Below are 20808 nucleotides of genomic sequence, written 5' to 3' on the forward strand. Positions count from 1 at the left end.
GGGTGAACCGCTGCGAAACATTTGCGCGGCAACGGTTCCCGCTCCGCCGTCTCAACCGGACACTGCGTCCTGTCCGCGCGACTCGAACAGCTCCAGCTGCACGGCGTCCGCGAGCGCCCGGTAGCCGGCCGGCGCCAGGTGCAGGTGGTCGCCCTCGTCGTAGGCCGCGAGGAGGCGTCGGTGGTCGTGCGGGTCGCGCGCCGCCGCGTCGAAGTCGAGCACCGCGTCGAACGCGCCCCTGGTGCGGATCCACTCGTTGACCGCCTGACGTGCCGCCTCGCGGTGGCCGTCCGGGTCGTCGTACGCCTCGTTGCCGCCCAGCGGGGCAAGCGTCGCCCCGTACACCGCGATGCCGTGCGCGTGGGCGCGGGCCACGATCTGCTCGTAGGCCGCGCAGAGGTCGTCCGCGACCTGCTTCTGCGCGACGGCGGTGGCGTCGGCCGTGCAGATGTCGTTGACGCCCTCGAACACCACCAGCCACGCCACACCGGTCTGCGCCAGCACGTCGAGGTCCAGGCGGGCCAGCCCGCTCGGGCCGATCCCCTCGCTGAGCACCCGGTTCCCGCCGATGCCCTGGTTGAGCACGGCGACGTCCGCGGTCGCGGGCCGTGACCGGAGCCGGGCCGACAGGCGGTCGGGCCAGCGGTCGTTGCCGTTGGTGGTGGAGCCGCGGCCGTCGGTGAGGGAGTCGCCCAGCGTGACCACGGCCGAGGCGGCGCGCTCGGACCAGACCTCGATGCCGCTGAGGAAGTACCAGTGGTCCGTGGTCGTCGCGCCCGGCAGGTCGTCGGCCCCGACGTGGTCGCCCGACAGGAGGTGGGAGGTCGTGCGGGAGCCGGGGTGCGAGGTGATGGCCTCGGACGCCTGCCCGTCGGCCAGGTACACCGTCACGGTCAGGTTCGCCTCGTGCTCGACCGGGAAGTCCAGCGGGTCCGACACGACCTGCGCGCCGACCGGCACGACCACCCCCGACCGCCCGTGGAACGTGACCGGGCGGACCGAGCCCGGCTCGACCGCGCCGACGCCCGCCCGGCCGTCGACGGGCCGAGCCACGGTCACCGCGGTGATCGGCAGCACCGCGCCGCCGAAGGCGTTCGAGAACCGCAGCCGCAGCCGGTCGCCGCCGACCGTGACGCGCGCGGTCTGCCGCAGCGTGGCGTCGGCCAGCACCAGACCCGACCGGGTGAACGGCGCGGGCGGCATGTTGTCGGGCGCGGTCGGCTGGGGTGCGGACACCCACGTGTGGACCCAACGACCGGCCGGGCGGGGGTCCTCGGGTGACGCGGTGCGACTCATGCGCCCGATTCTGGTGCAGCGGGCGGGCTCCGGTCAGCCGAGGGTCTCAACTGGAACCCGCGCGGACGTGCCGAAGGCAACCGGCGCGCGGGCGTAGCGAAACCCACGGTCGCCGACGATCTCCCGGGAGGTAGCTCCGCACGATGCCCGAAGGAGGGCGCATGCCCCGCTTATCCCGGTTGTGGGTGGCGATCGCCGCCGCGACCCTGGTCCTGTCCGGCACGGCTCACGCCCAGGACGACCGCAGGGTGGTCATCGGCACCCCGACCACCCGCTCCGCCGCCGAGGTCGGTGTCCCGATCCTGGTCACCGGCCTCTCGATCGCCCCGACGACGGTCGCGATCACCGCCACCGAACTGACGTTCGACGGCGGGGCCACCTGGGTGACCGCCGAGGTCCTGCGCGATCACGACCCCTCCCGGGTCGACTGGCGGTACGTCCACACGCCCGACCAGGTCGGTGACGTCGAGGTCGCCGGTCGGGTCGTCACCGCCGCCGGCGCCGGCCCGATCGGCGCGCCCGTCGTCATCCACGTGGGCGGCGTGGCCGTCACCCAGCCGGTGAACTGCGAGACCCGGTGCGAGCTCGGCACCTACTACAAGGACGCGGTCGACGACCCCGACCGCGAGCCGGTCGAGGTGGGCATGCGGTTCCGGGTCGACCGACCGGGGCAGCTGCTGGGCGCGTCCCTCGGTCGCGGCGCGTACCGCGGGCCGATCGCCCTGCGGCTGTGGTCGGACGCCGGCGTGCTGCTCGCCGAGCAGCCCTGGGACCACCCCGGGCTGATGGCCCAGATCGACTTCCCGACGCCGGTCCCGGTCGAGCCGGGGCGGGACTACGTGATCTCGTACTACACGCCGGAAGGCGGCTACGCGACCTCGGAGGACTTCTTCATCGGCACGCTGGTGCGGGCGCCGTTCATCGCGCCGCCGGGCGCGGGCGTCTACCACTACGGCGTGGGCGGCGGGTTCCCGACCGACACCTGGCACGACAGCACCTACTGGGTGCTGCCGGAGTTCCGCGGCTGACCGGTTGCGCCGACCAGGCGACCCGCGTGTGGACGGGGCGCCGGGCGGGAACCGTCCCGGTGACGTCCGGTCCAGGGAGGCGACATGCGCGGGTTCCCGCTCACCGCGGTGCTGGTCGTGCCCGTGCTCGTCGCCGCCGGGTGCGGCGGTCTGGGTTCCGACCGCTCCGACGCGCTGGTCACCATGGGGTTCGGCCTCCCGGACGAGCACGCGACCGCGCGCGTGGCGGTGTTCCGGGAGGCCAACCCCGGCGTCGACCTGCGGATCAGCGAGGGCGCGTTCGACGAGCAGCAGTTCCTGTCCGCCGTCGCCGCGGGCGACCCGCCCGACCTGGTCTACGCCGAGCGGCGCAAGCTCGGCGGCTACGCGGCGCGCGGCGCGGTGCAGAGCCTGGACGCGTGCGTGCGGGAGCACGGCGTCGACCTGGGCGTGTTCCGGGAGGCGGCCCTGCGCCAGGTCACCTACGAGGGTGAGGTGTACGGGCTGCCGGAGTTCTCCAGCGTCCGGCTGATGATCGTGAACAACCCGGTGGTGCGGGCCGCCGGCCTGGACCCGGCGGCGTTGTCCACGTCCGACTGGGCCGGGATGGGCGAGGTGGCCGACCGGCTGGCGCGGGTCGGCGACGGGCGGGTGGAGCGCATCGGCTTCGACCCGAAGGTGCCCGAGTTCCTGCCGCTGTGGGCCAAGGCGAACGGGGCCGAGCTGATCGGGCCCGACGCCCGGCTGGACGACCCGCGCGTGGTCGAGGCGGTCCGCCACACCACCGACCTGGTGGCCAGGCAGGGCGGCTGGGCGTCGTTCAAGGCGTTCCGCGACACGTTCGACCAGTTCGGCGCGGACAACCAGTACGTGACCGGCCGGCTCGCCGCGATGCCGATGGACTCCTGGTACATCAACACGCTCGCGACCAACTCCCCCGACGCCGACGTGACGATCACGCCGTTCACGGATCGCGACGGGCAGGTGCTCACCGAGTCCGGCGGGCAGGCGTGGGCCATCCCGAAGGGCGCGAGACACCCCGAGCTGGCGTGCCGGTTCCTGGTCACGATGACCGACGCGCGGACCTGGGTCACCGCCGCGATCGCGCGCCGGGACGCGCTGGCCGGGGCCGGGCGGCCCTACGGCGGCACGTTCACCGGCAACCGGGTCGCCGACGAGCGGATCTTCCGCGAGGTGTTCGCCCCGTCGGGCAACCCGATCCTGGAGCAGGGCGTGCCGGTGGTGCTGTCGTTGCAGGACAAGGCGTTCGCGCTGCCGCCGAGCCCGGCCGCGAGCGAGCTCGTGCGCGCCTGGGAGGGCGCGGTGAACCGGGTGCTGGTCGGGCAGCAGGAGCCCGAGGAGGCGATGGCCCAGGCGCAGCGCGAAGCGGAACGGGCGCTCAAGCGGGTGGGCGGGAGGTAGGGCCGTGACGGTGAGCGGACGGGAGTCGCGGGCGGGGTTGCTGTTCCTGCTGCCGTGGGTGATCGGGTTCCTGGCGTTCACCGCCGGGCCCATGCTGTTCAGCCTCTGGCTGTCGCTGACGCACTACGACATGCTCAAGCCGCCCGCGTTCGTGGGCCTGGAGAACTACCGCGAGGCGTTGGCCGACGAACGCGTCGGCACGGCGTTGTGGAACACGGTGTTCTTCACCGCCCTGCACGTGCCGTCGCAGATCGTGCTGGCGCTGGGCCTGGCGAGCCTGCTGCGCCGGGCCGGGCGCGGTAGCGGCTTCTTCCGCACGGTGCTGTACCTGCCGGTGATGACACCGCCGGTGGCGTTGGCGGCGATGTTCCTGTTGCTGCTCAACGGGCAGCACGGCGCGGTGAACCGGTTCCTGGGCTGGTTCGGGTTCCAGGGCCCGAACTGGACCACCGACCCGGTCTGGATCAAGCCCGGGCTGGTGGTGATGGGCCTCTGGACGGTCGGCAGCACGGCGGTGCTGTACCTCGCGGCGCTGACCCGCGTGCCGGTGGAGCGGTACGAGGCGGCTCGACTGGACGGCGCGAGCCCGTGGCGGCAGTTCTGGCACGTGACGCTGCCGGGCATCAGCGGGACGGTGTACTTCACCGTGGTGGTCAACACGATCGCGTCGTTGCAGGTGTTCACCGAGGCGTACGCGATGTTCTTCGGCGCGCGGGCCAAGCAGTCCGCCGAGGGCGACGCGGCGCTGTTCTACGTGATCCACCTGTTCCAGGAGGCGTTCGGGTCGCTGCGGATGGGGTACGCGTCGGCGTTGGCGTGGGGCCTGTTCGCGGTGATCGCCGTCATCACGGCCGTGCAGGTGCGGTTGTCGCGCCGGTACGTGCACTACGAGGGTGAGCGGTCGTGAAGCGCGTCGGGGTGTGGGCGGCGCTGCTCGTCATCGCGGTGGCGTTCGGCTACCCGTTCTGGTGGCTCGTCAGCGCCTCGTTGAAGGACCGGGCGCACGTGTTCGACAACGCGCTGCTGCCCCGGCCGTTCTCGCCGGGCAACTACGTCGAGGTGTGGCAGGCCGTGCCGCTGCTGACGTGGATCGGCAACAGCGTCGCGGTGGGGCTGGCGGCAGCGGCGGCGGCCACCGCGACGAGCGCGCTGGTGGCGTTCGGGTTCGCGATGTTCCGCTTCCCCGGCCGTGACCTGCTCTTCGGCGTGGTGCTCGCGACCATGATGCTGCCCGCCGCGGTGACCATGGTGCCGGTGTACCTGGAGTGGCACGCGCTGGGCCTGGCCACCACGCAGATCCCGCTGTGGGCGCAGAACCTGTTCGGCTCGGCGTTCTACATCTTCCTGCTCCGCCAGTTCTTCCTCGGCTTGCCGCGCGAGGTGTTCGACGCGGCGAAGGTCGACGGCGCGAGCGCGTGGCGGCTGTTCACCTCGATGGCGCTGCCGCTGGCGAGGCCCGGGCTGGTCGTGGTGTTCGTGTTCGAGCTGAAGGCGGCGTGGACCGACCTGGTCAAGCCGTTGATCTACCTGCGCGAACCGCAGCTCTACACGTTGCCGCGCGGGTTGAAGGCGGTGCTCGACCGGTTCGGCGAGGGCGGCGAGGAGCAGTGGGAGCTGGTGCTGGCCGCCAGCGTCGTCGCGACCGTGCCGATGGTCCTGCTGTTCCTGGTGGCGCAGCGGCACTTCGTGCGCGGCACCGTCACTCAGCACGTCGAGTGACGAGCGGGTTCAGCGCCAGGCCGAGCACGTTCGCCGCGGTGGCGCTGGACAGGGCGATGCCCCAGCCGACCGGGCCGAGCGGCGTGCAGCCGAAGAACTGGCTGACCCCGGGTGTCTGGATCACCGCGCCGAGCGCGGCGGCCGAGCCGAGGCTCGCGGCCAGCACCGACCGGTCCAGCCCGCCGGTCACCAGGGTCTGGCCGAGCTGGGTGCCGACCAGGGCCGCCAGCGCCACCGTGCTCGCCCGGCGGGAGCGGCCGGTGAGGCGCGCGGCCGTCCACGCCGCCGTGGCGCCGAGCGTGGTGGTGATCGCGCGGGCGGTGATGTCCCGGTTCAACGCGTGGCCCAGCGAGGACGTCGGTCCCTCGCGCAGCAGGTCGGGCACGGACTCGCGGGCGGGCCTGCTCAACGCGATGGCCAGCGCGGGCGCGAGGTCGGTCAGCAGGTTCACCAGCAGCAGCTGCCGCGCCGTCAACGGCGACCGGCCCGTCAGCGCCGAGCCCAGCACGCTGAACGCGATCTCGCCGAGGTTGCCGCCGAGCAGGATCGCCAGCGCCTCGCGCACCGAGGCCCACATCGCGCGGCCCTCCACCAGGGCGGCGATGATCGTCTCCAGCCGGTCGTCGGTGACCACCAGGTCGGCGGCGGCACGGGCGGCCGGCGTGCCGCGCCTGCCCAACGCGATGCCGACGTCGGCGAGCCGGATCGCGGGCGCGTCGTTCGCGCCGTCGCCGGTCATCGCGACCACCCGGCCGAGCCGCTGGTAGGCCTCGATGATCCGCACCTTCTGCGCCGGCGTGCAGCGGGCGATCACGTCGACGGTCGGCAGCAGGGCGTCCAGCTCGTCGTCGGCCAGCTCGTCGAGCCGCGCTCCGGTCACCACGCTCATGTCGTCGTCGCCACTGACCTCGCTGGCGATCGCCTCGCCGGTGGCCGGGTGGTCGCCGGTGATCATCACGATCCGCACGCCGGCCTCGCGCAGCTTCGCGGCGGCCGGCGGCGCGCCGTGGCGCACCGGGTCGGACAGCGCGACGAACCCCAGCAGGGTCAGGCCCTGGACGTCGTCGTCGGTCACCGTGTCGTGGTCGACGCCGGTGCGCTCGGCGACCGCCAGCACGCGGTGGCCGCGACCGGCGAGCCGTTCCACCCGCTCACCCAGGCGGCGCAGCTCGCCCGGGTCGGCGTCGCAGCGCGGCAGCACCGTTTCCGGCGCGCCCTTCACGCTCAGCACCAGCCGTTTCCCGACCTGGCCCACGGTCGCGTGGTAGCCGCGGGACGGCTCGAACGGCAGCGCCTCGACCAGCTTCCAGCCGCGGGCGCCGGTCGTGGGGCCGACGCGGGCCTGCCGCGCGCCGGTCAGCACCGCCCGGTCGGTCTGGTGCGCGAGGTCGTCCGGGTCGTCGGCCTCCGGCGTGGCGCGGACCGCGGCCGCCATGATCCGGCGCAGCTCGTCGTTCAGCTGGTCGAGGTCGGCGCCGCGGCGGCCGTTGTCCACGCGGCTGACGGTCAGCTTGCCCTCGGTCAGCGTGCCGGTCTTGTCGAAGCACAGCACGTCGACCCGGCCCAGCGCCTCGATGGTGCGCGGGTTGCGCACGAGCGCGCCGTGCTCGGCCAGCCGCCGGGCCGCGGCCAGTTGGGCGGCGTTGACCAGGAACGGCAGGCCCTCGGGCACCGAGGCGACGGCGAGGTTCACCGCCGCGCCCATGCTCTGCCGCAGCGGCACGCCCCTTAGCAGGCCCGCGCCGGTCACGGCCGCCGCCGAGCCGAGCGCGACGGGCAGCGTCTTGCGGGTCAGCTCGGCCAACCGCGCCTCCACGCCCGTGGTCGGCGCGTTGCGGCGGGCCGCCGCCATGCTGCGGCCGACCTCCGTGGCGTCACCGGTCGCGACGACCACGCCCAGCGCCTCACCGGCGGCGATCGTGGTGCCCTCGTAGAGCATGGACGACCGGTCGGCCAGGTCCGCGGCCACCACCGGGGCCGGGTCCTTGGTGACGGGCAGGGACTCGCCGGTGACGGAGGACTCGTCGACCTCCAGCCCGTCGCCGTCGAGCAGGCGGCAGTCGGCGGGCACCACGTCGCCGGCGGCCACCCGGACCACGTCGCCGGGCACCAGCTCGTCCGCCGTCACCACCCGGTCCTGGCCGTCGCGGACCACGGTGGCGCGCACCGCCGACCGGCCGAGCAGGGTCGCCAGCGCCCGGTCCGTGACGACCTGCTGCACGCTGCCGATCAGCGCCGACACGCCGACGACACCGGCCACCAGCGCGGCGTCGACCGGCGAGCCCACCGCCGCCGAGACCGCCGCGCCACCCGCGAGCACCGGTGTCAGGGGGTTGGCCAGCTCGGTGAGGAACGCGCTGCCCAGGCTCGTGCCCACCGCCTGCCGCCCGGCGGACGTGCGCTGCCTGCCCTGCGCCACGCGTTCGGACAGCCCGTCACGGCCCGAGCCGAGCCGGTCCAGCACGGTCGCCACCGGCATCAGGTGCCACGGCTGCGAGGTGGCCGGTGCGACCGCCTCACGGCTGCCGGGCAGCCGCTTCGCCCGCCACACGCCGTCCACGAACGCGAGCGCGGACGCGCCGTCCACCGCCCGTGCCGCGTTGCGGGCGGGCGCGGGCCCACGCGTGCTCAACGCGCTGACCGCGCCGATGCCGCTCGCCGCCTGGGCCAGCATGATCGCGTCCCGGGTGACCCGGCGCGCGGCCGGCACCGCCTCCACCAGCAGCACGGCCGCGTCCAGGTCACGGGCGACGACGTGCGCGCCCCACGGTGGCGGGCCGCCGTCCCGCAGTACGCCGACGCCGCAGTCCGCCGAGCCGAGCGCGCGGCGGTTGTCGGACACGAGCAGCACCACGTGCCCGTCGCCCTGGAGTTCGCGCACCGCGCCGACCAGGCCTTTCCCGGACGGGACGACGCTGTCGGCGAACCGGACCGGCGGGTGGTCGCGGTCGGTGGCCACGACCACCCGCAACCCGGCCTCCCGTGCGGCCGACGCGATCGCGTCCACCGCCGGCGGGGTCTCGACGTCGACCGCCAGCACGGCTCGCAACTGGCGGCCCTCGGTCAGGCCGAGCACCGCCGCGTGACCGGCCAGCCTGCGTTGTTCGCGCACGCCCTTGCGCCCCTGCGGTTCGAGGCGGTCGATCGGCCCGATGGCCCAGTCGCCCTCCCGGCGCACGGCGGTCGGGTCCTCGGGGTCGAACAGGGCGAACGCGCGCTCGACCGCCTCGGCCGCGTGAGCCGGGCCGGAGTTCCCTGGGCCAGAGTTCGCCGGGCCGGGGTTCGCAGGTCCCGTGTCCGGCAGCGGCACGAGGTCGCTGAGCACCGATCGGCCCGAGCCGAGCGCGGTCTCGTCGAGCACCAGCACGTCCACCGCGTCCAGGCGGCGCAGCACCGAGCGGTCCATCACCAGCGCGTTCCGGGTGGCCAGCACGCGGCCGAGTTGCGCGGCGAACGCGGCTTGGCCCACCGACGGCGCCTTGGGCAGGCTCGCGACGCCCAGCGCGGCGGCCCGGCGCAACCCGGTGAACGGGATCGCGCCCGCGGTCGCCGCCGCACCCGCCGCCAACGCCCGCCGCGCGTAGCGGTCGGCCGGCCCTTCGGGGAACGGGCGCGGCCGTTCGACCACGATCGGCTCGGCCTCGGCGGCGTCCGGGCCGTCGATCAGGTCGGCCTCGGCGGCGCACCACGCCTTCTCGTGCGCGTTGACCTCACGCCACTGCTGCACGCGTTGGGCGATGTCGAGCAACGTGCCTTCGCTGCGCGAGGCCAGGCCGTGCACGAGGGCGGCGACCACCGACGTGGCGGTGTCCGCGCGTTCCCGGCCCTGCAACCGCCCGGCGGCCAGCTCGCGCAGCCTGGGGTGCAGGTCGACGGCGGCGATCAGCGCGCCGAGCTCGCCGGGGACGGGTGCCCACGGCGCGATCTTCGTGATGGCGGCCAACGCCAGGCCCACGGCGTCCGCGGCGAGCGTGGGCAGCAGCCGGGTGCCCTTGAGCCCGTCCGCCGGGTGGTGCAGCTCGTCCTCGACCAGGCGCTCGTCCTCGGTGGCCGGCTCGGCCTCGGCCCGCCGCACGAGCGCGATCAGGTCGTCCGTCGGCGGCGCGGGGTCCTCGACGGCGATGATCACCCGGGCGGACGGCGCGTTGACCCTGGCCCAGCGCACGCCGGGGTGGCCCTCCAGGGCGCGCTCGACCCGACCGGCCACCTGCTTGCCGCGCGGCCCGTGCACGCCGTGCGCCTCGATGTGCAGGCGTCCCGGGCACGACCAGACCTTGCGCCGGTCACGACGCAGCACGGCGGTCTGCTCCAACGGGGCCAGGGCGAGTCCGACCAGGCCCTTGGCGAGGCCGCCGGCGACGCGCACGGGATCGATGCCGAGGAGTTCCACCGTGCCTGTTTTCCCGATCGAGTGGCTACCTAAGCGTCACGATCGGGCGGTAGGCCGGTGCCGTCGTCCCCCTCGAAGACCAGTTCGACCCACACCGTGGTGAACGGGGCGTGGGTCAGCACGCCCCAGCGCGTGGACAGCCCGTCCACCAGGAGCAACCCCGCCCCGGCCGGCCACGGCGCGGCCCGGCCGACGGCGCGGTCGCGCACGCTGACCACCAGCGCCTCGCGCCACCGGTCCAGCACGAGTTCGAGCACGAAGGGCGGCGAACCGTGCCGCCGGGCGTTGTCGTAGAGCTCGCCGACCACGAGGCCGATCAGCAGCACGTCGAACGCCGACCAGCCCGCCAGGTGCTCGCGCAGCCACCGGGCGACCTCCTCGGGCGAGGTCGCGTCCTCGTCCTGGACGACCAGGACAACCGTGTCGTGGCCGGCCGTCACGCCGACGAGCGTCCCACTCCCGCCGCCGGACCGCACCTGACGACTGCCTTGCGATCGCCGAGCGGTTTGCCCCGGCGGACGTCGGGTAGGCCGACGGGTGCGGAGGGAGCCATGAACCGTTACGGGGACGAGGTCGCGGCGATGGCCGCGCCGTTGCGCGACGCGGGCGACTTCGACGTGCTGCTGGACCGCGTCGGCGACGCGCGGGTGGTGATGCTGGGCGAGGCCAGCCACGGCACGCACGAGTTCTACCGCTGGCGTGCGGCGCTGACCAGCCGGTTGATCACCGAGAAGGGCTTCTCGTTCGTGGCCGTGGAGGGCGACTGGCCCGCGTGCGACCGGGTCGACCGGTCCGTGCGCGGCCTGCCCGGCGCGCCGGAGGACCCGCGGGCCGCGCTGGCCGCGTTCGACCGGTGGCCGACGTGGATGTGGGCGAACGAGGAGGTCGTGGACTTCTGCCGGTGGCTGCGCACCCACAACGCGGTGTCGGCCGAAGAGGAGCGGGTCGCGTTCCACGGCCTCGACGTCTACTCGCTCTGGGAGTCGCTGCGCGAGATCCTGACCCACCTGCGCGAGCACGACCCGGAGGAGGTGCCGACGGCGCTGGCCGCCTACCGGTGCTTCGAACCGCACGGCGAGGACCCGCAGGAGTACGCGATCTCGACCCGGTTCGTGCCCGCGGGCTGCGAGGACGAGGTGGTCGACCTGCTGGTGCGGCTGCGCGGGCAGGCGGCGGGCGACGGCGCGGGACGGTTCGCCGCCTGGCAGAACGCCGAGGTCGTCGCCGGTGCCGAGCGCTACTACCGGGCGATGGTCGGCGGGCAGTCGTCCTGGAACGTCCGCGACCGGCACATGGACGAGACCCTCGACCGGCTGCTCGACCACCACGGGCCCGGGTCGAAGGCGGTCGTGTGGGCCCACAACACCCACGTCGGCGACGCCCGCGCCACCGGGATGGCCGACTCCGGGCTGGTCAACATCGGCCAACTGGCCCGCGAGCGCTACGGCCACGAGCAGGTGGTGCTGGTCGGCTTCGGCTCCCACCGCGGCACCGTCATCGCGGGTGAGGCGTGGGGCGCGAGCACGCGGGAGGTGCCGGTGCCCCCGGCCCGGCCCGGTTCGCTGGAAGACGTGCTGCACCGGACCGCACCCGGCGAGGCCCTGTTCGTCTTCCCGCAGGAAGATCAGCCGGACCTGCTCACCGCGACGCTCCCCCACCGCGCCATCGGCGTCGTCTACCACCCGGAGCGCGAACGGTGGGGCAACTACGCGTCGACGGTCGTCGGCAGGCGGTACGACGCGTTCCTCTGGTTCGACGAGACCAGGGCGCTGCGACCGCTGCACACGCCCCGCATCGACGTGTTCGAACCCGAGACGTATCCGAGCGGTGTCTGAACGTCACCAAGTGCCCTAGGTCTGACCTCGAAAAACGAGAGGTTGATAACATCGTGTCACGGCCACCGTGAGCCGTCCGCTCGACAAGGATGGCACCGTGACCAAGGCACAGAGAATCGCAGCGGCGTGGGCGAACCTGCCCGCGCCCGAGTTGACCGACCAGGTCCGCCTCCTGGTCAAGGCCCGTGACGCCGGCGCCCGCGCCGTCTGGTCGGCCGTGCGCGAGGACAACGTGATCGCCGCCCGCGTGCGCGGCGCGTTGGCGGGTCTGAAGGCCGAGTACCGCGGTCACCGCGACGAGGCCATGTGGCTGATGTGGATCGGCCAGGTCCAGCAGCAGCTCGCCGTGCAGGCCGCCGCTCCGGTCGCGGAGACCGCGGTCGAGGAGGTCACGCCCGAGCTGGAGCCGGTCGTCATCGAGGAGTGGGCGCACCGGCCCGAGCCGACCGCGCCCCGCCCGGCCAACGACGCGCCGCCCGTGCTGTTCCAGGAGCCGGCCTCGTCCTCGAAGTAGGCCTCAGCCCCAAGCACGCCGAGACCGCCGCCGCCCGCCATCGGGGCCAGGGCCGTGCCGATCAGGGCGAGGCCGACTCCGGCGCGCCCGACGGCAATGCGGCCACCACCGACCCGAACGCCGCGTGGGACGTCCACCACGACCGGTGGCGGAAGTGACGTGGCGCACACACCGGTACGGGTCTCGCGGACGGCCCGTCCGGGCGCGATGATGCGGATGGGGCCGGACGGGCGAGCCGGCGGAAGCGAGGGCGGGCGGTGGTGGCGACCGGCTCCCGGCGGGTGGTGAGCCAGGACCAGGTGCTGCGCGGCGCCTGCCGGTTCTTCCGGCGGCACGGCCGGGTCGACATGGAGGCGTTGGCGACGAGCCTCGCCATCAGCCGCGCCACGCTCTACCGGGTCGTGCGCAGTCGCGACGGGCTGCTGGCCGACGTGCTGTGGGTGCTGGCCGACCGGCTGCTGGCCCGTGCCCGGCAGGAGCGCACGAACGGCGGCGTCGAGGGCGTCCTGGAGGTCACGCGGCGGTTCGTCGCCGAACTGCGCGCGGACGAGCCGTTCCGGGCGTTCCTGCGCGGTGAGCCGGAGACGGCGGCGCGGGTGCTGTTCAACGCTTCCGGCGGCGTGCACCGGCGGGCGGTGTCGGCGCAGAAGGAGATCCTGCTCGAGGTCGACGACGGCCCGTGGTCGACGGCCGCCCTGGACCAGGTGGCGTTCCTCTACGTGCGCATCGTGGAGTCCACGCTCTACGCCGAACTGCTGACGGGCGCGCCGCTGGACCCCGACCTGGCCGAGACGGCGGCCCGCACGATCCTGCTGCGACACCGCTGATCCGCCGATTTCCCCCTGCTGCGACAGCGGTCTCACGATGGCCGCGCGTCCTGGTGCGCGCCGTGCGCGGCCGGCTACGGTCGGCGATGATCCCATCCCCCATCGCTGTGGGAGCCGGTATGTCACCTTCCCCCTGGCGCCGCCTCGGCCTGGCCGCCGCCGCGCTCGGTCTGCTCCTCCCGATGTCCGTCCCCGCCTCCGCCGCGCCCGGTCCCCTGCCGCGCGTCGTCGGCCCGCTGCCCGGGACCGTGCCGGGTGACCGGCTGGCCGAGCGGATCGAGGACACCTACCCGTTCTTCGCCACGCCCGACGACCTCGCCGCCGCCGGTTACGTCGAAGAGGAGTTCCACCTCTCCGGCACCGCCGACGGCTGGGCGGTCGACGGCACGAAGGTCGCCACCGGCGTGCCGTACACGACCCGGGTCGTCGTGCGGCGGCCCGCGCACGCGTGGAAGTTCACCGGCACGACGCTGGTCGAGTGGCAGAACGTCACCGCCGGGTACGACCTGGACGCCTTGTGGAACGCCGAGTCCGTCGTCCGCGCGGGTCACGCGTGGGTCGGCGTGTCCGCCCAGCGCGTGGGCGTGGACCAGCTCAAGACCTGGAGCCCGGCCCGGTACGGCACGCTGGACGTGACCGGCGGCGGCCGGTTCACCGCCGACGAGCTGTCCTACGACGTGTTCACCCAGGCCGGCCGCGCGATCGACTCCGGCGCGGTCATGGGCGGCCTGCGCACGAAGTCGCTGCTGGCCATCGGCGCCTCGCAGTCCGCCGGCCGGATGACCGTGCTGTACGACCGGGTCCTGCCGCAGCAGCAGCCGGTGTTCGACGGCTACGGCTTCATCGTCGGCCCGGCCCCGACCAGGGTCGGCGCGGAACCCGTGTTCCAGGTGCTGTCGGAGACCGACGTGCGGACCGCGCAACGCCCGGCCGACACCGACCGCTTCCGCCGCTGGGAGGTCGCCGGCGCCGCGCACTCGGGCTACGAAGGCCAGGCCTACCGCGCGCCGATCTCCGAGCGCGACCTCGGCGGCGCGCCGCAGTACGACTGCGACCGGCCGCCGTTCAGCCGGATCCCGATGCACCACGTCACGGCCGCCTCCTACGACCACCTGCGCCGCTGGGTCGAACGCGGCACGCCGCCGCCGACCGCCCGGCCGCTGGAGTTCGAACCGGACGGCGTCACCAAGAAGCGCGACGCGCTCGGCCTCGCCCTCGGCGGCATCCGGTTGTCGCAGCTGGCCGCGCCCAGGGCGTTGAACACCGGCGACAACTCCGGTGAGACGTTCTGCCGCCTGTTCGGCACGCACGTGCCCTTCGACGCGGCGACGCTGGCCCGGCTCTACCCCGAACGCGCCGACTACGTGCGGCAGGTGGTGACGGCGGACGCCGCGAACGTGCGCGCCGGCTTCCTCCAGCCCGCCGACGCGCGGCAGAACCTGGCCGACGCTGTGGGAGGCACGCGATGAGGATTTCGCTGGTGGCGCTGATCGTCGCACTGGTGTCGACCGTCGCGGCGGCGCCCGCCCGGGCCGACGCGCTCACCCCGATCGTGTTCGTCCACGGGCAGCAGGGCTCGGCGCAGCAGTGGCAGTCCAACGCCAAGCGGTTCTCCGGCAACGGCTACCCCGACGCGCTGCTGCACGCCTACGAGTACGACACGAGCATCCCGACCAACGACCACGCCATCGCCGGCCTGGAAGCCTTCATCGCGGGCGTCCGGGCCCGGACCGGCGCGGCCCAGGTGGACGTGATCGCGCACTCGCGCGGCACGACGGTCATGCACGCCTACCTGTCCGTGCCCGAACGGGCCGCGGCGGTGCGCAAGTACGTCAACGTGGACGGGCGGTCCAGCGCCGCGCCACCCGGCGGCGTGCCGACGTTGGCGCTGTGGGGCAGCCTGCAGCCCAACGGCTCCATCGGCGGCGCGACGAACGTCCACCTGACCACCCTGGGCCACACCGAGACCACCACGTCGGCCGACGGTTTCGCCCACATGCACCGGTTCCTGCGCGGCAGGCCCGCGTTCACCACGCGCGTGGTGCCCGAGCTGCCGTCGCTGGTCCGGATCGCGGGCCGGGCGACGTACTACCCGCAGAACGAGGGCGTCGAGGGCGTGGTGCAGGTCTGGGAACTCGACGGCCGCACCGGCGCGCGGGTCGGCGGGCCCCGGTACAGCGTGCGGACCGGCGCGGACGGCGCGTTCGGCCCGCTGCCCGTCAACGGCCGCAAGCACTACGAGCTGGTGGTCCTGCGCGAGGGCCAACTGCCCTACCACAACTACTTCGAGCCGTTCGAGCGCAGCGACCGGTTCCTGCGGTTGCAGGTGTCACGCCCCGGCGGCATCACCGACAACATCGACCGGTGCCCGACGCACAGCGCCCTCACCGTCATCCGCAACCGCGAGTGGTGGTCGGACCAGCCCGACAGCGACCGGCTCGAGCTCGACGGCGTCAACGTCCTCGAACCGGCCGTCTCGCCCCGGCTGCGGCAGGTCCTCGCCGCGTTCGCGTTCGACGACAACTGCGACCAGGTGTCCACGCCGGGCGTCGCGCTGCCGCCGTTCGCCACGCTGCCGTTCCTGACGGGTGTCGACGCCTACCTGCCCGCGCGGGCCGACGGCAGCGGCACGATCCGCGTCACCCAGACCGCGCGCGGCAGCGGCGGCGCGACGCGGACGATCGCGGTGCCGGACTGGTCGTCGGACACGCACGCGGTCACCGTGCAGTTCAAGGATTACCTCGACAGCGGAACCGGGGGCGTCCACCGAACGTCCCCCTGATCGGCGAAGGGGGTTCGATGGTCGGACGCAGGTCGTGGTGGTGGTCGCCGTGGTGGACCGCGGTCGCGTCCCCGGTGCCGGTGGCGCTGGTGTTCTGGGCGACCATCCCACCCGGCGGCTCCCTCTCGACGTTGCTGTTGGCGTACCTGGCCGTGTTCGCGGTGGGCACGGCGTGGCTGACGATGGCCGGTGTCGCGGTGATCATGCTGCCCCGGCCACGACTGCGGCACGCCGTGCGGTTGTGGCCGTTCCTGCTGGCGCCGGCCGTGCTGGTCGCGGGCCACGCGGTGGCCGGCACCGGCGTGGTGCCGCGCGCCGTGTTCGACGCGCACCGGTCGGGCCTCGAAGCCGTGGTCGCCGAGGCGACACCGGGCAGGCGGATCGAGGACCGCGAAGTCGGGTTGTTCACCGTGACCGTCAGCGGGGACCGGCCGGACGGGTGCACGTTGATCACCGTGGAGGGCGAGATCTCGGGATGGGCCCACTGCCCGGACCGCGTGCCGGTCAGCGCCAAGGGGGACGGGTACAAGTTCGAGCCGTTCGACGATCCCTGGTACCGGTTCAGGTTCGAGTTCTGACCGCCGGGAGGCGGCGGTCAGGCGGCGTCCGGGCCGGCGTGGCGGAGTTGCCTGGCGGGCAGGTGGTGGCTCGCCGCGCCGAGGGTGCGCGCGTACTCACCCAGCAGGCCCGGCACGGTGTAGCGGTCGCCTGACAGCCGCACCGCCAGGTGCGCGTCGGTCAGCCGGCGCAACGACGCTCGCGCCGCCCCGACCGCCAGCTCCGCCGTCACGGCCACCACCGACGCGGGCAGGCCGGCCACCGTCGCGCCGGCCAGCAGGCGGAACAGCCGCTGCTCGACTTCGCCGAGCGCGTCGTAGGAGTACCCGAACGAGACGTCCAGCCGGGCCCGCGGATCGTCGTGCACGCCCAGCGCGGTCAACCCGCCGTCGGTCCGCATCTCGGCGACCAGGTCCGCGATGGGCGTCCGGGCGTGCCGGTCGAGGGCGCCGGCCGCTATCCGCAACGCCAGCGGCAGGTCGTCGCACAGGTCGGCCAACGCCCGGGCGGCCGTCAGCTCCTCCGCCACCAGCCGCTCCCCCGCCGACTGGGCGAGCACCCGCACCGCGTCCCCGCGGTCGAGGGAGCCGACGTCGACCACCTGCGCGCCGTCGTGCACGGTCAACCCGACCAGTCGGTCGCGGCTCGTCACCACCGTGCACGAGGCCCGCCCGCCGGGTCTCAGCAGGCGCACCTGGTCGGCCGAAGCGGCGTCGTCGAGCACCAGCACGATCCGCCGGTCCGCCACCACCGAGCGGAACAGCGCGGCGGCCTGCTCGTCACCCGTCGGCACGGCGCCCGCCGGCACGCCGAGCCCCACCAGCAGGTGCGCCAGCGCCGCGCCCGCGCTCACCGGCCCACCCGGGCCGTGACCGCGCAGGTCGACGTACAGCTGGCCGTCCGGGAACCGGCTCGTGGACCGGTGGCCCCAGTGCACCGCCAAGGCGGTCTTCCCCGCACCGGGCCCACCGGTGACCACGACCAGCCCGCGCTCCGGGCCGCTGGTCGCCGCGTCCAGCTCGACCGACTCCCGGCACCGGCCGACCAGCCCCGCGACACCCGGCGGCAGCTGGCGCGGCGGCACCGGCAGGCGCGGCCCGGTCGCCGCGACGCCGCCCGCGTCCGGGTCGGGCACCGTGATGCGGGCCCGCGCCGCCAGCCACGCGGCCACCTCCGCGTCGTCACCACCGCACGCCCGGACGTAGGTCGTGACCAGCTCGACGCCCGGCAGGGTGGCCCGCCGCAGCATGGTGGCCACCGTGCTCGGCGGCAACGCCTCACCGTCCCGGCGCGCCCGCCGGTCCAGCTGCCGGTAGGACAGCCCGGCGACCTCCCTGCGGCGTCTGAGCAGCAGCACGTAATCGGTGCTGCTCCGGGCACTGACCGGATCCACTGCCATCACGATCGCTTCCCCCCGTTCGCGCCGCCCCGCCGGGGCCTGACCGGACCCCGACCGACGCGACACAGGAGAAGTCCACGTCCAGACAAGACGCTGAACGCCCGCTGAACGCGGCGGGCCAGGACCTCAGACCGGCCACGACAGGGCGGCGAGCGCGGTGTGGACCATGGTCCGCACGCCGACCGGCAGGGCGCGTTCGTCCGGGTGGAAGCTCGGCTGGTGCAGGTCGCCCTGCGGGCCCTCGCCCGGCCACGTGCCAAGCCGCGCGTACGAGCCGGGCACGTGCTCCAGGTACCAGCCGAAGTCCTCGCCGCCGGTGGACTGGCCGGTCGAGGCGACGGCCTGCGGCCCGAGCGCGCTGGTGATCGCGTGCTGCACCATCGCGGTGCTCTCCGGGTCGTTGTCGACCACCGGCACGGCCCGGACGTGGTCGAGCGCGAACCGCACACCCGTCGGCTTCAGCAACGCGCCGACGATCTCCTGCACCAACGCGGGCAACCGGTCGTTGACCGCCGGGTCACCGGTGCGCAGCGTGCCGCGCAGCACGCCTTCGCGCGGCGTGCCGTCGGGCGTTTCCGGCGCGTCCATGAGGCCCCACGCCAGCACCGTCCCGGACCGGGGGTCCACGCGACGCGCCAGCATCGCGGGCAGCCCGGTCGCCACCACGCCGAGCGCGTGCACGACGTCGCAGTCCAGCTCGTTGCGCCTGCCCGGCCCGCACGCGCCCACCCGCAGTTCGAGCATGTCGCACGCGGACGTGACCGGTCCGACCCTGATGCCGACCCGGCCGACCGGCACCTTCGGGTCGCAGTGCAGGCCGAAGATCCGCTCGACGCCCTCGACCCCGCCCGCCGCGATCACGTCGTGCGCACCGCCCGGCTCCTCCTCCGCCGGCTGGAACAGCAGCCGCACCCGGCCCGGCAACTCCGGCGCGGACGCCAGCGCCGCCGCCGCGCCGAGCAGGATCGCGGTGTGCACGTCGTGGCCGCACGCGTGCGAGACGCCCGGCACGCCCGACGCCCACGACGCGCCGGTGGTCTCCGGCACGGCCAGCGCGTCGATGTCGGCGCGCAGGGCGACGCACCGCGGCCCGCTGCCGACCTCGCAGATCACGCCGGTCCCGACCGGCAGCACCCGCGGTCGCAGGCCGAGCGAGCGCAGGACGTCCGCGATCGTCGCCGTGGTGCGGAACTCCTTGCGCATCAGCTCGGGGTTCGCGTGCAGGGTGCGCCGCCACGACACCACCAGCTCGAGGTTCGCGTCGAGCCACTCGTCCAACCACCGCGGGCCGCGCCCGGCGCCGGGGTCGGCCACCGCCGCCCGGTCCCCGGCCGTCGGGCCGAACGGGACGACGTCGGCCGACGTCGGAAGCGGGGTGCTCGCAACAGAAGTCATGGTGGCTCGCCGTTCGTGCCAGGGCGTCAGGCCGCCTCGGGTGCGACACGTCGCTCGTGTCGGGCCACATCCTCGCCCACTCCGCGTGCAAGATCCACTGCACGGAGTCGCAATCGCCCGTTCGGATGGGCCCGCCGGTCGAACGCCCGCGCGGTTCGGAGGTCGGACACGCCGCCCGACGCAACCATTGACGAGGGGGTGACCTGTTATCGCTAACACCCCGCCGACTACGAGCGGTGAGTCGGAACGCCGCGTCAGGACGATCGGGGGTTGAGTCGAGCGACCAGCGGCTGTTAGCGTTAACAGACGAGACCTGCGTCACCCCGCACGACGGCACACCGTGCGGACGTCCCAAGGAGCGGCGACGATGCCCACTCGCTTGCGCAGACGACCGCGCCCGTGGCGCTAGACCTGCTCGACCCTGGTCGAGCCCGGCCGGACCGACACGGCGGTGGACTCGCGGAGCACCAGCCGGCACGGGCTGACGTGCCTGCCGGGCGCGGGTTCGCCGTTGATGGCCGCGAGCAGGAGGTCCGCCGCCGTCCGCCCGAGCCCTTCCAGTTCCATGTCGATGCTGGTCAACGGCGGCTGGCAGGCCAGGGCCATGACGTCCCAGTTGTCGAAGCCGACGAGGGCGACGTCGTCGGGCACCCGCCGACCGGCCGCGCGCAGGGCGTCGGCCACGCCGCGGGCGATCTGGTCGCTGCCGCAGAACACCGCGTCGAACTCCTCGGCCGCGCCGAGCAGGATGCCGGTCGCCTGCCTGCCCCACGCCTCGCTCCACTCGCCGAACAGCGGCGCGCCGACCAGGTCCAGCCCGGCCGCGGCCAGCCGCTGGACCGCCGCCGACGCCCGGACGGCCGCCGAGTGGTGGTGCTCGGGCCCGGTGACGTGGGCGATCCGCCGCCGCCCCAGGGCCAGCAGGTGGTCGACGGCCTTGCGCGCGCCGCCCGCCTCGTCCGGCACCACCGAGCAGTCCCGCGGGTCGGTGGAGCTGATGAACGCGTAGACCACCGGAACGGGCAGGTCCACGCCGATGGGCGCGCGGGCCTGCGTGCGGCGGCCGGTGACGATGATGCCGTCGACCCGGCGGCTGAGCAGCGTGCGCAGGTAGTACTGCTCGCGGATCGGGTCGTCGCGCGCGTCGCACAGGAACACCGACATGCGGCCCGCGCCGAGCGAGTCCTCCGCTCCGGTCATCAACGGGATGCTGAACCGGCCGATGGTGTCGGTGGTGATCATGCCGACGGTGTAGGTGCGCCCGGAGTTGAGCGTGAGCGCGGCCGTGTTCGGCTGGAAGCCCAGCTCGTCGGCGGCGGACCGGACCCGCCGCCGGGTCTCCTCGCGCAGCGACCCGCGACCGTTGAGCGCCTTGGAGGCGGTGCCGACCGAGACGCCCGCCAACCGCGCCACGTCGCTGATCGTGGCCGGGCGACCCAGCGACCCGGCGTTTTCCTTCGTTTTCCTCGGCGGCATGGGCGAAGGTTACCCCGTGCTGCCCGCACTGCTGAGTCAACCAACGAATTAGCACGTCACAGGCCCGAAACCCGCTCTTGACACGGGTCGACGCCGTCCCTACGTTCTCAAGGCAACCGGTTTCCTAATTTTCCTTACCGCGTCGTCCTGCCCGAGCCGGGCGCGTGGTCGCACGAGGAGACGAGCCA

16 protein-coding genes are annotated in these 20808 nt (G+C 74.2%); 10 read left to right on the plus strand and 6 right to left on the minus strand.

Translation table 11 applies throughout. The annotated features are described in order from the left end of the window. Positions 1 to 51 precede the first annotated feature (51 nt). Positions 52 to 1296: an SGNH/GDSL hydrolase family protein gene (locus ACZ7GX_RS25850; protein ID WP_498780233.1), complete on the minus strand. Its 1245-nt coding sequence runs from the start codon at positions 1294 to 1296 to the stop codon at positions 52 to 54. Positions 1297 to 1457: 161 nt separating this feature from the next. Here ACZ7GX_RS25850 and ACZ7GX_RS25855 point away from each other — a divergent pair, with 161 nt between their 5' ends. The 4 genes from ACZ7GX_RS25855 (at position 1458) to ACZ7GX_RS25870 (ending at position 5444) form a co-directional block, all read left to right on the plus strand. Continuing rightward, on the plus strand, positions 1458 to 2324 hold the full coding sequence (locus ACZ7GX_RS25855; RefSeq protein ID WP_498780235.1) for a DUF4082 domain-containing protein: 867 nt from the start codon (positions 1458 to 1460) through the stop codon (positions 2322 to 2324). Positions 2325 to 2408: 84 nt separating this feature from the next. Next, positions 2409 to 3725 (plus strand): extracellular solute-binding protein, encoded by a 1317-nt coding sequence (locus ACZ7GX_RS25860; protein WP_498780237.1) that lies wholly within the window; start codon positions 2409 to 2411, stop codon positions 3723 to 3725. A 4-nt stretch (positions 3726 to 3729) separates the two neighbouring features. Next, on the plus strand, positions 3730 to 4632 hold the full coding sequence (locus ACZ7GX_RS25865; RefSeq protein ID WP_498780239.1) for a carbohydrate ABC transporter permease: 903 nt from the start codon (positions 3730 to 3732) through the stop codon (positions 4630 to 4632). Continuing rightward, on the plus strand, positions 4629 to 5444 hold the full coding sequence (locus ACZ7GX_RS25870; RefSeq protein WP_498780241.1) for a carbohydrate ABC transporter permease: 816 nt from the start codon (positions 4629 to 4631) through the stop codon (positions 5442 to 5444). The genes ACZ7GX_RS25865 and ACZ7GX_RS25870 overlap by 4 nt, the downstream gene beginning before the upstream one ends. Here ACZ7GX_RS25870 and ACZ7GX_RS25875 read toward each other — a convergent pair. Next, positions 5425 to 9834: a cation-translocating P-type ATPase gene (locus ACZ7GX_RS25875; protein ID WP_498780243.1), complete on the minus strand. Its 4410-nt coding sequence runs from the start codon at positions 9832 to 9834 to the stop codon at positions 5425 to 5427. The two genes, ACZ7GX_RS25870 and ACZ7GX_RS25875, sit on opposite strands and share 20 nt — an antisense overlap. 29 nt (positions 9835 to 9863) lie before the next feature. Then, the gene (locus ACZ7GX_RS25880) at positions 9864 to 10274 is read right to left on the minus strand and encodes an ATP-binding protein (protein WP_498780244.1); all 411 of its coding nucleotides are present in this window, start codon (positions 10272 to 10274) and stop codon (positions 9864 to 9866) included. Positions 10275 to 10385: 111 nt separating this feature from the next. Between ACZ7GX_RS25880 and ACZ7GX_RS25885 the strand changes: the two genes are divergently transcribed. The 6 genes from ACZ7GX_RS25885 to ACZ7GX_RS25910 all read left to right on the plus strand — a co-directional run bounded on the left by ACZ7GX_RS25885 (position 10386) and on the right by ACZ7GX_RS25910 (position 16370). Next, positions 10386 to 11669: an erythromycin esterase family protein gene (locus ACZ7GX_RS25885; protein WP_498780245.1), complete on the plus strand. Its 1284-nt coding sequence runs from the start codon at positions 10386 to 10388 to the stop codon at positions 11667 to 11669. 97 nt (positions 11670 to 11766) lie between these two features. Beyond that, entirely contained in the window at positions 11767 to 12183 is a 417-nt protein-coding gene (locus ACZ7GX_RS25890) for a hypothetical protein (RefSeq protein WP_498780247.1), read from the plus strand. Between the two features lie 260 nt (positions 12184 to 12443). Further along, positions 12444 to 13010, plus strand: a complete 567-nt coding sequence (locus tag ACZ7GX_RS25895; protein WP_498780249.1) for a QsdR family transcriptional regulator — start codon at positions 12444 to 12446, stop codon at positions 13008 to 13010. Between the two features lie 119 nt (positions 13011 to 13129). Then, complete coding sequence (locus ACZ7GX_RS25900; protein WP_498780251.1) at positions 13130 to 14479, plus strand: alpha/beta hydrolase domain-containing protein; 1350 nt, start codon at positions 13130 to 13132, stop codon at positions 14477 to 14479. Then, entirely contained in the window at positions 14476 to 15792 is a 1317-nt protein-coding gene (locus ACZ7GX_RS25905; RefSeq protein ID WP_498780253.1) for a hypothetical protein, read from the plus strand. The genes ACZ7GX_RS25900 and ACZ7GX_RS25905 overlap by 4 nt, the downstream gene beginning before the upstream one ends. Before the next feature lie 17 nt (positions 15793 to 15809). Beyond that, complete coding sequence (locus ACZ7GX_RS25910; protein ID WP_498780255.1) at positions 15810 to 16370, plus strand: hypothetical protein; 561 nt, start codon at positions 15810 to 15812, stop codon at positions 16368 to 16370. Positions 16371 to 16387: 17 nt separating this feature from the next. On the opposite strand, the gene ACZ7GX_RS25915 is transcribed toward ACZ7GX_RS25910, so the two are convergent. The 3 genes from ACZ7GX_RS25915 to ACZ7GX_RS25925 all read right to left on the minus strand — a co-directional run bounded on the left by ACZ7GX_RS25915 (position 16388) and on the right by ACZ7GX_RS25925 (position 20620). After that, positions 16388 to 17743 (minus strand): hypothetical protein, encoded by a 1356-nt coding sequence (locus ACZ7GX_RS25915; RefSeq protein ID WP_498780257.1) that lies wholly within the window; start codon positions 17741 to 17743, stop codon positions 16388 to 16390. A gap of 132 nt (positions 17744 to 17875) precedes the next feature. Beyond that, positions 17876 to 19144: an amidohydrolase gene (locus ACZ7GX_RS25920; protein ID WP_498780259.1), complete on the minus strand. Its 1269-nt coding sequence runs from the start codon at positions 19142 to 19144 to the stop codon at positions 17876 to 17878. A gap of 405 nt (positions 19145 to 19549) precedes the next feature. Then, a complete protein-coding gene (locus ACZ7GX_RS25925; RefSeq protein ID WP_498780260.1) occupies positions 19550 to 20620 on the minus strand; it encodes a LacI family DNA-binding transcriptional regulator in 1071 nt (356 codons plus the stop codon). Positions 20621 to 20808: the final 188 nt, after the last annotated feature.

This window comes from Actinosynnema sp. NPDC037264, from assembly GCF_055603705.1.

What these genes read in the sequence shown, in the direction of transcription:
- ACZ7GX_RS25850 (WP_498780233.1), bottom strand. Translation starts at nt 1,296, where the DNA reads ATGAGTCGCACCGCGTCACCCGAGGACCCCCGCCCGGCCGGTCGTTGG.
- ACZ7GX_RS25855 (WP_498780235.1), top strand. Translation starts at nt 1,458, where the DNA reads ATGCCCCGCTTATCCCGGTTGTGGGTGGCGATCGCCGCCGCGACCCTG.
- ACZ7GX_RS25860 (WP_498780237.1), top strand. Translation starts at nt 2,409, where the DNA reads ATGCGCGGGTTCCCGCTCACCGCGGTGCTGGTCGTGCCCGTGCTCGTC.
- ACZ7GX_RS25885 (WP_498780245.1), top strand. Translation starts at nt 10,386, where the DNA reads ATGAACCGTTACGGGGACGAGGTCGCGGCGATGGCCGCGCCGTTGCGC.
- ACZ7GX_RS25900 (WP_498780251.1), top strand. Translation starts at nt 13,130, where the DNA reads ATGTCACCTTCCCCCTGGCGCCGCCTCGGCCTGGCCGCCGCCGCGCTC.
- ACZ7GX_RS25905 (WP_498780253.1), top strand. Translation starts at nt 14,476, where the DNA reads ATGAGGATTTCGCTGGTGGCGCTGATCGTCGCACTGGTGTCGACCGTC.
- ACZ7GX_RS25910 (WP_498780255.1), top strand. Translation starts at nt 15,810, where the DNA reads ATGGTCGGACGCAGGTCGTGGTGGTGGTCGCCGTGGTGGACCGCGGTC.
- ACZ7GX_RS25920 (WP_498780259.1), bottom strand. Translation starts at nt 19,144, where the DNA reads ATGACTTCTGTTGCGAGCACCCCGCTTCCGACGTCGGCCGACGTCGTC.
- ACZ7GX_RS25925 (WP_498780260.1), bottom strand. Translation starts at nt 20,620, where the DNA reads ATGCCGCCGAGGAAAACGAAGGAAAACGCCGGGTCGCTGGGTCGCCCG.